Here is a 13872-nt window from a genome sequence, read left to right as displayed (position 1 = left end):
ACCGCCACCGACGAAGTTGCCTACCCGGTATAGATCAGGTTCTCAAGATTGCTGGTCATGCCGTAGCTGGCCAGGGTGGTACGTACGGTATCCGTACCTGCCCCTGTAGCTTCGATCACCACATCTGCAGCGTTATCCACCACGTAGATGTCGTTGCCGAGACCACCCACCAGGCGGTCGGCACCTTCACCGCCATTGAGCAGGTCGTTGCCAATACCGCCGACCATGATGTTGTCCAGCGCGTTACCGCCACCGACGAAGTTGCCTACCCCGGTATAAATCAGGTTCTCAAGATTGCTGGTCATGCCGTAGCTGGCCAGGGTGGTACGTACGGTATCCGTACCTGCCCCTGTAGCTTCGATCACCACATCTGCGGCGTTATCCACCACGTAGATGTCGTTGCCGAGACCACCCACCAGGCGGTCGGCACCGGTACCGCCATTGAGCAGGTCGTTACCGACACCGCCGACCATGATGTTGTCCACCGCGTTACCGCCACCGATGAAGTTGCCCACCCCGGTATAGGTCAGGTTCTCGACGTTGGCACCCAGGCTGTAGCTGGCTAACGTGGTACGCACAGTATCCGTACCGCCCGCCGCCGCCTCGATCACCACATCCCCAGCGTTATCCACCACATAGGTATCGTTGCCATCACCGCCGGTCATGGTATCCGCGCCAAGCCCGCCGTCGAGGCTGTCGTTGCCAAGCCCACCGTTGAGGATGTCGTTGCCAAGCCCGCCAAACAGCAGGTCGGCGCCGTCCAGGCCGGAGATCACGTCATCGCCCGTGCTGCCGATCAGGATGTCGTTACCGTTGGTGCCGACCAGCGTCAACCCTGGCACTGCATCAGTCGCCGCCGAGGTGAGTGTCTCCAGGGTGCCGAAGCCGTCGGTATAGCGCACGATCACCCGCAGTTGCTGGTTCCCATGGTTGAGGCCCGGGGTAAAGGTGGCCGCAGTGGCGCCGATGATGTCGCTGAAGACGCCGCCAGTACCTTGCTGCCACTGGAAGCTGAACGCCCCCAGCCCGTCCAGGTCGGCAATGCTGCCGGTTAGGGCCGTCAGCGTCTGCCCTTGGACTGGCGTAGTGTCACTGATCAGGACCGCACCGGTCGGTGCATCATTGGCGTTGGCCACCGGGTCGAGGATGTCGGAGGCAATGCTTTCTTGCACGCCGAAGTCATCCACGTAGCTGACCACCACCCGCATGTTCTGCCCCACCTGCGCCTGGGTCAGGACGAAGGTGCTGCCGATGGCGCCCGCGATGTTGACCCAACCGACACCGCGGTTCGACTGCCACTGGAAGCTGAACTGCGGATTGCTCAGGCCGTCGGCGTCGACGATGGTCGCCGGGTCGGCCGTCAGTGTCTGGTTCTGCACCAGCAGCCCGGTCACGACCGGCCCGGCGCTCGGCGCGCTGTTCGGCGCGGAGTCGACGATCTCCAGGGTGCCCTTGGCATCCTGATACACCGCCCGCACCCGAATGCTCAACCCCGCCACATCATCCGTCACCCGATAGGTACTGCCGATCGCCCGCGATGCTTCGCCTGCGGCGACGAAGGTGATGTCCTCATAGACACCCGAGCCCGGCAGTTGCTCGACCTGCCAGTAGTAGGCCACAGGCCCATTGACCGCACCCGTCGGGTTGGCCGCACTGACGTTGTCGGCATCGTGCACCGCCAGGTCAGAGACACGCAGCAACTGGCCGGCAACCGGTGTGTCCTCACGCCCGCCCGTGGCATCGTCAAGGATCGCCAGGTGGCCCGATGGGTCGGCGTTGACGGCCGTGCCGACGCCAGAGGCAATGGCACGGTCAGAGAACTGCAGCCGCTCGATGCCGGTCAGCCGATCGACACCATCACGCCCCGCCACCAGGTCGGTGACGATGACCGCATTGCCATCGACCACGACGCTGTAGTCGGTCGCAACCCCCGAGAACAAGGCGGTGTCATAGTTGTCGGTACCGCTGACAATCTCCCGGGTGATCACCAGCTGGCCCGGGTTGTAAGTACCGTTGAGCATCAGCGGTACCATCGGCTCCATGCTGTCGAACGTGGCAATTTCCGGGCCGGTGCCATCACTGTTGGCGCGCACGCTGATGCGCACGTTGAGCCACTTGTCACCGTCGAGGATGTCATCGCCGCCGCGGCCTTCGAGCAGGTCGCTGCCGCTGCCGCCAAGGATGATGTTGCCGCCGTCGTAGAACGTCGCACCGGCAGCCAACAGGTCGGCCAGGCCATTGATCAGGCTGATATTGGTCAGCACGCTGCCGTTGGCACCTGAGGTGGGCAGCGAGGCGGCATCCTCATTGTCACCACGCAGGAAGTCACCGTGCGCCGAACCCGACAGGCCTTCCATGATGTCGAAGCGTACCTGCGCCGAAGCGCCCGAGCCCGGCACCGGCGGCACATCGAAGAAGCGGTCGGTGAAATCGATGCTCACGCCTTGGGCGAGGCCCTTGAAGGTCGCCCAGTCGTAGCCCGAGCCGCCGATATAGCGGTCACCGAAGCCGAGGCTGCCGACCATGATGTCGTCGCCCCCTTCGCCGTTGAACTTGTCGTTCTCGTTGCCGCCGACGAACACATCATTGCCGATCACCGGGTCGTTGCCGAGCGGGTCGAAGTTGTCGCCAGGCGCACCGTCCGAGGTGCCCTTCTCGATCCAGTCGTCGCCTTCGTTGCCCATGTCCTGTTCGTTGGCCTTGCTGCCCAGGATGAAGTCGTTGCCCTGGCCGCCAATGGCTTCGGAGGCGTCTTCACCAGTGACGATGAAGTCGTTGCCAAAACCACCGATGATCAGGTTGACGCCATTACCGCCGTGCAGCACGTCGTTGCCGTCGCCGCCCTGGATATTGTCGTCGCCGCCCACGTCGCTGATGATGTCGTCGCCGGCACCGCCGCGCAGCTGGTCGTTGCCGTTGCCGCCTTCGATGCGATCATTGCCGGCATCGCCCCAGACCGTGTCGTCGCCACCGCCAGAGACGAGTATGTCATCGCCGTTGCTGCCGCCCAGCACGATGTGCTCTTCACCGGCGTAGCGGATGTAGTTGGTGTCGGGCCCGGCAGTCAGCGGGTTGTCGCGGAACACCACCTGCTGGCCGTTATCGCCCAGCGGGTCGGCATTGCCCAGGCCATCGTTGTACTGCTTGCTGCGGTCCACTTCGAGGTAGAACGCCGGGTCCGAGAACACCAGGCCTGGCAAGTGGGTGGCCGACGTGTTGGCCATGATCAGCTTGGCGAACGAGTTGCTTTCCAGCTCGGCATTCATCGACAGGCCAGAGGTGCGCTCCAGGTAGTAGAAGCGGTCGCCGTCCTGGAGTTTTTCCATCTGGTTCTCGAACACGAAGTTGAAGGTCGAGCCGAGCATGCCACCGAAGGGTGCTTTCGCTTCGGCCAGGCCACCGATCCACAGGTCGATGGCATCGACCCCGGTCACTGTCACTGCCCTCAGGTCATCGGCGGTGCCCAGCACACCATCCTTGCCGGGCTGTGTCACGTTGGCCCAGGCTCCGGTGCCATTGAGGAAGTCCAGGCGGTCCGCCGGCGAACCGTCGCCACCGAACACCAGCGCCATGGCCGCCGCGCGCTTGTCCACCAGAGTGGTAGCACCGGTGATGGTGCTGTGTGTGCCGTAGGCGGCAATGAAGTTGATCAACGACTCCGCATGCTTGAGGTGTTGCACCAAATCGACCCAACTGGTGTACGGCTTGAGTTGGGTATCGCCGGTTTGCTCGTAGATATCGCGGCGCACGGCGTTGAGCGAAGGAATACCCACATCGCGGCCACGGGCGATGTTGATCGCCGGCAGGTCGAGCGGCAGGCCCAGCAGGTTATTGCGCAGCGCCTCGGTGACGAACTCGTCGATTTCGTTACCCGCCTGGCGCGTCACCCCGCGCACGATGGCGCTGGTCGCGTCCTCTGGTGTGACCCCACTGGCGGCGTACGCCAGCGGGTTGAGGAACGCGGCGATCAGGCCGAGTTGCTGCTCGGGGTTGGCGCTGGCCGGGTCCTTGACCACGTTGAAGTCGATGTCGAAGCGGTCGACGGTCTCGGTCAGCATCGAGTGGCCGAAGCGGTACACGGTGTGCGCGAACTCGGCGACGATCGAGGCGTCGAGGTCGACGTCATACACCTGGGTCGGGGCGAAGAACAGGTCGACGCGCGGCTGGATGGTGCGTGCGAACTCCTCGAACACCAGGTGCTGATACTGCATCTCGGTGCCGAACTTGGCCGCCTGGAACAACCGCTCGCCATTCCACACCAGCGCATCGATCTCGGCCTGGCTGGCAGGCAGTGCGGTGACCGGGTTGAGCAGCCACTCGTTGAGGAAGGCCACGTCGCCGGCATCGAGCACGGTGTCCATGGTTTGCGCCACCAGCCGGTTGTGCTCGGCGTGGAAGATCGCGTGCACGGCGGTCAGGCCGATGTTTTCGTTGACCCGGCCATCGCCCGCGATGTAATGCGCATCCAGCAGCTCGTTGTCGTACGCCAGGTTGGCGCCTGTCTGCGGGTTGACCGGCACGGCGTTGCCCACCAGGGCATCGCCATCGGGCGCCAGCACGCCGGCATTGAACACCGGTACGGCATTGTGGGCGATGTCGGCGAGGAACTCGTGGCCCGTGCGCACGGCATTGGTCAAGTCGATCGGCGCCAGCGGGTTGCCTTCGACCAGCACGTCATCCGCCGTGCCGCCCAGCCCATCGGCGCCCTTCATCACCACCATCGGGTAGCCATTGGGCCCTTTGACGAAGTTGCCATAGGCATCAGTGGCCAACAGCGGAACATTCCCGACGTCGGCATCGGTGAGGTGAATGCCGAGCAGGTCGTTAGCCTGCGCCTTGACCACCTTCCAGGTCGCCATGCCGCCAATTTCGCTGTCGTCCGCACTGCCGAACTTGCCATCGGTACCGAGGTCACGGTTGGTGATCAGCCGGCCAGTGGCGACGGGGCCCTGGTCGGTCATCTGGTAGCCGCGCAGGAATACCTGATGCGAGGGATGCGAGCTGTAGGTCTGGTTCTGGTCAACGAACGGCGTGGTGGTGTTGGTGTGCTCGCGGATATCGTCGGCGGTGCCGAGAAGACCATCTGGCCCTGGCTGGTTGGTGGCGCGGGTCAGCACCATGAAATTGGTGTTGCCACCAGGCACGTAGAGCGGGTCATCCGGTTGCAATGGAATAAACACCGTGCCTGATCCCCCCTTGGTTAGCAGGTCCAGACCGTGGTCGAAGAACTGCCCGAAGAACGTCATCCAGGCATTGAACGGTGCAGACAGCCCAGCATCCGCCGTGGTGTTTTCGAACAGGTAGACATCGCGATCGTCAGTGGTACCGAACTGGCCATCCATGCCAGGGCTGGCGACCACCCGTACGCCATCCTTGAGCACGTCGTCGTTACCCGGCGTGCCGAAGTTGAGCACACCGTCCGCGCCTGGGTCGTAGGCCGTGGCATAAGCTGCCGGGTTGTTCGAGGTCTGGTCGACGATCAGGTTGCTGATGGTACGCGGCTGCGAGTCGAATACCGCTCCGCTGGTCTGCTGATAGGAAGACCCGGGAATGGCCGGCGAGCCGGGGCCGAAGAAGCCGGCCGGCGCACCTTCGGCCGGGTTGAACACCGGGTCTGTCAGCCGTGGGAAGACGTTGTCGGCAGCACCGAACTGGGTGTTGTTGATACCGTTGAGGTTCATCAGGTTGTTGTTCGAGCCGTCGACCGTCCGCAGACCCATGGCCGCCCGGATGTTAGGTATCAGCGAAAGGATATCCTGCCCGGCAGCATCGGCCTCGGCAATCTTGATCTGGGCCAGGATGAAGTTCAGGTCGGAGCGGACCATGTGCAGGCCCTCTCCCCCTTCGCTGGCATCGACCACCGGCGTTGGTGCAGTTGGTACCACGGGCGCGCCCGCTTCGACCACGGCAGTGGGCTGCGAGAACAGCACTTCGGTGGTGCCGTGGGCATCCTGGTAGATCGCCTTGACCCGCAGCGACAACCCGGCCAGGTCCGGCGAGACCTTGAACGCGGTGCCATCGGCGCTCTGGAACGCCAGGTCGCCGGCCGGCAACAGGATGATGTCTTCGAACACACCGCTGCCCGGCTCGGCCTCGAACTGCCAGTAGTAGGACACCGACGTATTGTCGAGCAGCCCTTGTGGGTTGGTCGGCGAAATGTTGTCGCCATCCAGCACCCCGGCCATACTCACGGTCAGCATGTCGCCGACGGTAATCGCGCCAGCGTTGCTGTCAGTGATGCTCGGGCTGCCGGTCGGCTGGGCGTTCACGCCCGCCACCAGCACGCGCTGGCCGTCGGAGAATTGCAGGCGCTCAATATGCAGCAGAGTGTCGGTGCCGTCATTGCCGACGGTATCGGTTACCGTCCACACATCGTCCGCCACATCGGCCGTGCCGCGGGTGTTCTGGGTGACCACGTAGTCGGCCTGAAGCCCGGAAAACACCGCGGTATCGAAGGCTGCACCACCGGTCGAACTGCCTGGCAGGATTTCCCGCACGGCCTTGAGCTGGCCGGGGTTGTAGGTGCGGTCGAGCATGAACGGGATCATGTCGACCATGCTGTCGAAGCTGGCGATTTCCGGCCCGGTATGGTTGACGTCGTCGGCGGCGTACACCGCAATCCGCACGTTGATCCACTTGTCACCGTCGATCAGGTCATCGCCTCCACGGCCCTCGATCAGGTCGCTGCCGTTGCCGCCCAGGATGATGTTGCCGGTGGCAAAGCCGGTGGTGGGTAAACCTGCATCGGCAAGGAACTGCTCCAGCCCGTGGATCAACGCCACGTTGGTCAGCGCACTGCCTGTGGTGCCGCCGTGATTGAGGATGGTGACCGCATCGACGTCGTCACCCCTGAGTACATCGCCGAACCTGGAACCGGACAACCCTTCGACTTCGGCAAAGCGGTCGAGAATCGAGGCCGGTGAAGCACCGACCGGGCTGAACACGCCATTGTTCTGGTTTGGCGCATTACCATGCGGCTGCGCCAATGCGGCCAGGCTCAGATCGACAGTCACACCGACCTTGTCATTCTTGTGGGTCACCCAGTCGAAGCCAGACATGCCTTCCATCTTGTCCTGGGCATCGCTGCCGACAAAGATGTCATCGCCACCTTCACCGATCATTTCGTCGAAGCCAGGGCCACCGACGAAGATGTCGTTGCCGATCACTTCGTCACCCAGCAGGGGCGCCAAGTTGTCGCCGGGCGCACCGTCCTGGGTACCCATCTCGATCCAATCATCACCCTCGTTGCCGGTCGGTGGCAGGTTGGTCTTGGCGCCTAGGATGAAGTCGTCGCCCTGGCCGCCGAAGGTGGTGCTGATGTCTTCAGTGGTGATGATGAAGTCCTGGCCATCGCCACCCAGTATCAGGTTGCCGGCTGCCCCCATGCTGCCGGCGACGATCACGTCGTTACCGGCGTTGCCTTCCAGGCGATTGTCGCCAAACGCATCGGTGATGATGTCATCGCCCGCGCCGCCCAGCACCGCATCGTTGCCCGCGCCGCCTTCGAGGCGGTCATTGCCGCCGTCGCCGTAGAGCGTGTCATCACCTTCGCTGGAAATGATGATGTCATTGCCAGCAGTCCCCCCCAGCACCACATGATCCAGGCCGGTGTAGTGCAGGTAGTTGCTGTCGGCGCCCACGGTATCGGGGTTGTCGCGGATCACCAGGGGCACGATTTCCTCGCCGTAGATCATGATGCCGCCAGTCGGGTCGGCCTTGCCGTCGGCACCCAGCCCGGTGAACTGGTTGGCCTGGTTCACTTCGAGGGTGAAGGTGGGCGTCAGGAACACGGTGTTGGACAGGTGGGTGACATCGGAGTTGAGCATGATCAGCTTGGCGAAGGAGTTGTTTTCAAGCTCCGTGCCGAAGTTGGTGCCCGCCATGCGCGACAGGTAGTAGAACCGGTCGCCGTTCTGCAGCGCCTCCATCTGGGTTTCGAAGATGAAGTTGAAGCTCGACCCGAGCATGCCACCGAACGGCATCTTCTGCTCGGCCAGGCCACCGACCCAGAAGTCGATGGTGTCAACGCCGGTAACAGTCACCCCAGTCACGTCGTCTGCAGTGCCCAGCACCCCGTCCTTGCCGGCCAGGGTCACGTTGGCCCAGGCACCGGTGCCGTTGAGGAAGTCGAGGCGGTCGGCCGGCGCACCCTCGCCCCCGAACACCAGGGCCATGGCGGCGGCGCGTTTGTCTTCCATTGTGGTCGCCCCGGTGATCGAGGCATGGGTACCGTAGGCGGCGATGAAGTTGACCAGCGATGCGGGGTGCTTGAGGTGGTCGGCAAAGTCGACCCAGCTGATGTAGGCCTTGAGCTGGCTGTCGCCGGTCGCGGCCCAGAACTCACGGCGGGCCTCGTTCAGGGTGGGGATGCCGGTATCGCGCCCGCGTGCCAGGTTCAGCGCCGGCAGGTCGAGCGGCAGGCCCAGCAGGTTGTTGCGCAGCGCTTCGGTGACGAACTCGTCGATCTCGTTGCCGACTTGGCGCGTCACGCCACGAATGATCGCCCCTGCCGCTTCATCCGCAGTCGCCCCGCTGCCGGCGAACGCCAATGGGTTGAGGAAGGCGGCGATCAGGCCAAGCTGCTGATCGGGGTTGTTGGGGTCGGTGAGGATCGGGTTGAACTCAGGGTCCAGGCGGTCGACGGTTTCGGTCAGCATCGAGTGGCCGAAGCGGTACACCACGTGGGCGAACTCGGCGAGGATGGCCGGGTTGATCGAGGTGTCATAGCCGTTGGGCGCCAGAAATTCGTCGATCTGCGGCTGAATGGTGCGTGCGAACTCCTCGAACACCAGGTGTTGGTACTGCATCTCGGTACCGACCTTGGCAGCCTGGAACAGGCGTTCGCCATCCCACACCAAGGCCGCGATAGCGCCGGGTGTGGTCGGTATCGCGGCAACGTCATCCACCAGCCACTCGTTGAGGAAGGCCAGGTCGCCTGCGGCAAGGATGGTGTCCTTGGACTGCTGGACCAGGCGGTTGTGCTCGGCGTGGAACACGTGGTGCACGGCGGTCAGGCCAATGTTCTCGTTCACCCGGCCGTCGCCGGCGATGTAGTGGGCGTCGAGCAGTTCGTTGTCATAGGTCAGGTTGTTGCCACCTGCGCCCACCGGCTGCGCATTGCCCACGTCGCTGTCGGCGTCGGCCTGCAGCACGCCGCCGACCACCACCGGCGCAGCGTTGTGGGCGATGTCGTCGAGGAAGGCATGCCCGGTGCTCACGGCGTTGGCCAGGCTGATGGGCGCGGCGCGATTGCCTTCGACCAGCTGGGTCACGTCATCGGCAGTCCCGGCAATACCGTCGGCGCCGTTGCTGATGCGCATCACCACCTGCGGCATGCCGTTGGGCCCCCGCAGGAAGTTGCCATAGGCATCGGTCGCCAGCAGCGGCACGTTATGCACGTCGGCGTCGGTCAGGTTGATACCGAGCACGTCGCGGGCCTGGGCCTTGACTACGGCCCAGGTGGCCATGCCGCCACTCTCGCCATTGCCATCATCGGCCGTGCCGAATGTGCCGTCGGCACCCAGGTCACGGTTGGTGATCAGGCGCCCGGTGGCAATCGGGTCGCCGGCGGCGTTGAGCATGTACTCGCGCAGGAACACCTGGTGCGAGGGGTGCGAGCTGTAGGTCTGGCTCTGGTCGACGAAGGGCGAGGTGGTATTGGGCTGGCTGTCGTCGGCCGTGCCGACCACGCCATCGGCGCCGGCCGTGCGCACGGCACGTGACAGCACCATGAAGTTGGTCGGGCTGTTGGGCACGAACAACGGGTCATCGGGCTGCAGCGGGATGAACACGATGTCGGTGGCGCTTTTGGTCACCAGGTCCAGGCCATGATCGAAGAACTGGCCAAAGAAGGTCATCCAGGCGTTGAAGCCCGCGGTCAGGCCCGCATCTGCCGACTGGTTGGGGATGAAGAACACAGGCTTGTCGTCGGCGGTGCCGAACACGCCATCCAGGCCGGGGCTGATCACCGGCGCGGCGCCACCGTTGGCCTCGACCGCTGCGGGGTTGTTCGCGGTCTGGTCGACGATCAGGTTGCTGATGGTGCGGGGCTGGCTGTCGACCACCGTGCCGGTGCCGGCGTAGGCCGCACGGTAGGCGGGGTCGAGCAGGCGCAGGAAGGCATTGTCGGCGGCACCGAACTCGCTTTGCCCGGTCACCAGGTTGTTGAAGCTGCCGTCCACGGTGCGCAAGCCGAACGGCACCTGGCTGTTGGGCAGCAGATCGATGAGGTTGGCGCCCTTGGCGTGGGCTTCGGCGATGAAGATCTGCTTGAGGATGAACTCCAGGTCCGACTTGCTGAAATTGGCCATTTCAATTGCCCTCGATGTATCGAAGAAACAAGCGGGGCAACAGGGTCCTTCCCGCGCCCAGTCGTTTGACGTGCGCAGTGCGTGGTTCGGTTTTCCGGGGATGTACAGGCGATGACTTCTGGTCAAACGCGATCCCTGTAGGTACGGCCTTGCCGGTAACCATTCAGGGCCCGAATAACCAAGACTAAAGTCGTAGAGTCAAACCTTGTCAATAAGCCGCCGTAAAAATGACTCTCGATGATAATGCGTTGCAACTCGCTGTTTTTACGTGACTTATGAAAAGTTCAATGCATTTATAGAGCAAAATGATATTACAAGACATTTCTCTGCAACCTACGCTGCTGCTTGTGGGAGCAACGCAGCGTTTTCGGACAACACGCCTATAGAGCGACCCGCCTGCGAGCCGATCAGAAGCCACAGCTAGAGCTGTCCGGGACGCCGCAACGGCCTCCGGTTTTGTGAAGAGGGAGGCCCCAGATGCACAAGCAGCCGCGCACCCGTTCCGAATTGGCCGAGGCGCTTTTTCGCCTGCGCCGCAGCTTCTACGCCCTGGCAGGCTTCAGCGGCGTAATAAACGTCATGATGTTGACGCCAGCGGTGTACATGCTCCAGGTCTATGACCGCGCCCTGGTCAGCCGCAATATCACCACGTTAACGATGCTGACCCTGCTGGTGGTGGGGCTGTTCCTGCTGATGTCCGCCCTGGAAATGATCCGCACCCGGGTGTTGATCCGGGTCGGCAATTGCCTGGACATGGACCTCAACCAACGCATCTTCAGCGCCGCCTTCGAGCGCAACCTGAACCGCGCCGGGGGCAATCCGGCCCAGGCCCTGCAAGACCTCGCGCAGGTCCGCCAGTTTCTGACCGGCAATGGCCTGTTCGCCTTCTTCGATGCACCGTGGACACCGATCTACCTGCTGGTCTGCTACCTGATCCACCCGCTGCTCGGGCTGATCACAATGATCGGCTCGATGATCCTCGCGGGCCTGGCGTACCTCACCGAAAAGGCCACGCACAAACCGCTGGCCGAGGCTAACCACGCGGCACTGTCCTCCGCCAACTACGCTAACAACAACCTGCGCAACGCCGAAGTCATCGAGGCCATGGGCATGCTGCCGTCGATCAGCAAGCGCTGGTACCAGAGCCACCTGCGCATCCTGCAGATGCAGACCCTGGCCTCCGACCGTGCAGCCCTGATCAGCAGTACCGGGCGCTTTGTGCGCATTACCCTGCAATCGCTGATTCTTGGCACCGGCGCGCTGTTGGCAATCGAAGGCAAGATCACCCCGGGCATGATGATCGCCTGTTCGATCCTCACCGGCCGCGCGCTGGGGCCGGTTGAACAGGTGATCGCCTCCTGGAAGCAATTGCTCGGCTGCCGCACGGCCTGGAGCCGGCTCAACGAGTTGCTACAGGACTACCCACGCCGGCCACCGAGCATGTCGCTGCAACGGCCGGTGGGCATGCTCGCCGTAGAGAATGTGTTCGCCGGCGCCCCCGGCACCAACACCACCATTCTGCGTGGGGTCAGTTTCAGCCTGGCGCCGGGCGAAAGCCTGGGCGTCATCGGCCCCTCCGCTTCGGGCAAGTCCACCCTCGCCCGCCTGCTGGTTGGCGTCTGGCCGACCCAGGCCGGCAAGGTGCGCCTGGACGGCGCCGACATTTTCAACTGGAACAAAAGCGAACTTGGCCCCTGGCTCGGCTACCTGCCGCAGGACGTGGAGCTGTTCGAAGGCACCATCGCCGACAACATCGCGCGGTTTGCCGAGGTGGACAGCGAGGCGGCCATCCGCGCTGCCAAGAGCACCGGTGTGCACGAAATGATCCTGCGTTTCCCGCAGGGTTACGACACCCGCCTGAGTACCGATGGCAGCCCACTGTCCGGTGGCCAGAAGCAGCGTATTGCTTTGGCCCGTGCGTTGTACGGCGAACCCAACCTGGTGGTGCTGGATGAACCCAACGCCAACCTCGACGACGTCGGTGAAAAGGCCCTGGTCGATGCCCTGGCTGAACTCAAGGCGCGTGGCGCCACGGTGATACTGGTTTCCCATCGGCCCAACGTGCTGTGCGCCGTCGACAAAGTGCTGATGCTGCGTGACGGCGGCGTGCAGATGCTGGGCACGCGCGACGAAGTCTTCGCAGCGCTGCGTAAAGCCAGCGTGATACCGGCGGGCACAGCGGCGCCACTGGCGTCGGTAAAAGTACGGGAGTGACCGATCATGCACATGAGCCAACCTACCGAGTTGATCCCCGCCGAGGCGAAAAACCTGATCGACCTGGATGCCGGCAAACCGGCGCGCTGGGGCGTATGGCTGGTCGTTGCCGGCTTCGGCGGCTTCCTGCTGTGGTCGTGCCTGGCGCCGCTGGATGCCGGCGTGGTCGCCACCGGCACGGTCAAGGTCACCAGCAACCGCAAGGCGGTGCAGCACTTGAGTGGCGGCACCGTGGAGGCGATCCTGGTGCGCGAAGGCGACGTGGTGAAAAAGGGCCAGGAACTGGTGCGCCTCGATGCCCTGCGCGCCGTGGCCGAACAAGGCGCGGTCAGCGCCCAGTACATTGTCAGCAAGACCGTGGAAAACCGCCTGGAAGCCGAGCGCGACAGCCGCGACACGGTCAACTTCGACCCGGCCTTGCTCACGCGTTTCGGCACTGACCCGCGCCTGCTGGCCGCCATGGACTTGCAGCAACGCTTGCTCGATACCCGCCGCGCCGGCCTGGCTGGCGAGATCAGCATCCTCGAAGAGAACCTGGCGGCATCGGCCGTGCAGCTCAAGGGCCTGCAGCAGGTGTATGGCGCCCGCGCCTCGCAGATCAACTTCCTCGGCCAGGAACTGCAAGGCACCCGCGTGCTGGCGGCCGAAGGGTATGTGCCACGCAACCGCCTGCTGGAACTTGAACGCAGCAACGCCGACCTGTCCGCCGGCCAGGCCGAGAACCTCAACAATATCGCCCGGGTGCGCAGCCAGACCACCGAGATCAAGCTGCGCATTCTGCAGCGCCAGCACGATTACCTGAAAGAGGTCGAATCGCAACTGACCGACACCGCCAAGGAAAACACTACCCTGGCCGACCGCCTGCGGGCGCTGGACTACGAAGTGACCCACACGGTGATCCGCTCGCCCATCGACGGCATGGTCCAGGCGCTGGGCATCGCCACGGTCGGCGGGGTGATCCAGCCCGGCGCCAAGCTGATGGAAGTGGTCCCGCTGGACGAGCCGTTGCAGGTCGACGCGATGATCCCGGTACAGGCCATCGACAAGATGGTCCCAGGCCTTGCCGTGGACATCGCCTTCCCGGCCTTCAACCACGCCCAGACACCGAACATTCCTGGCCGGGTGAAGACCATCTCTGCCGACCGCCTGCTTGATGAAGAGAGCAAGCAACCCTTCTACCTGGCCCAGGTGGACGTCTCGCCCGCCGGCATGAGCCTGTTGGGCAGCAACCACATACGGCCCGGCATGCCCGCCACCGTCACCATCAAGACCGGTGAGCGCAACCTGCTCAGTTACCTGCTCAAGCCAATGCTCGAACGCGTGGACAGTGCTTTCAAGGAGCAATGAA

3 protein-coding genes are annotated in these 13872 nt (G+C 63.7%); 2 read left to right on the top strand and 1 reads right to left on the bottom strand.

All coding sequences use genetic code 11. The annotated features are described in order from the left end of the window. Window positions 1-20 precede the first annotated feature (20 nt). Window positions 21-10310, bottom strand: a complete 10290-nt coding sequence (locus LOY26_RS09825) for a peroxidase family protein (protein WP_258714652.1) — start codon at window positions 10308-10310, stop codon at window positions 21-23. A gap of 477 nt (window positions 10311-10787) precedes the next feature. Between LOY26_RS09825 and LOY26_RS09820 the strand changes: the two genes are divergently transcribed. Both LOY26_RS09820 and LOY26_RS09815 read left to right on the top strand, forming a co-directional pair. Next, the gene (locus LOY26_RS09820; RefSeq protein ID WP_186665581.1) at window positions 10788-12524 is read left to right on the top strand and encodes a type I secretion system permease/ATPase; all 1737 of its coding nucleotides are present in this window, start codon (window positions 10788-10790) and stop codon (window positions 12522-12524) included. A gap of 6 nt (window positions 12525-12530) precedes the next feature. Then, window positions 12531-13871, top strand: a complete 1341-nt coding sequence (locus tag LOY26_RS09815) for an HlyD family type I secretion periplasmic adaptor subunit (protein ID WP_186661328.1) — start codon at window positions 12531-12533, stop codon at window positions 13869-13871. The last annotated feature ends 1 nt before the right edge of the window (window position 13872 follow it).

Origin of the sequence: Pseudomonas sp. B21-047 (assembly GCF_024748775.1) — a bacterium.
GTDB classification, from domain to species: Bacteria; Pseudomonadota; Gammaproteobacteria; order Pseudomonadales; family Pseudomonadaceae; genus Aquipseudomonas; species Aquipseudomonas capeferrum.
Note: the sequence above shows the minus strand (reverse complement) of the source record. Positions and strands in the feature narration are given on the sequence as shown.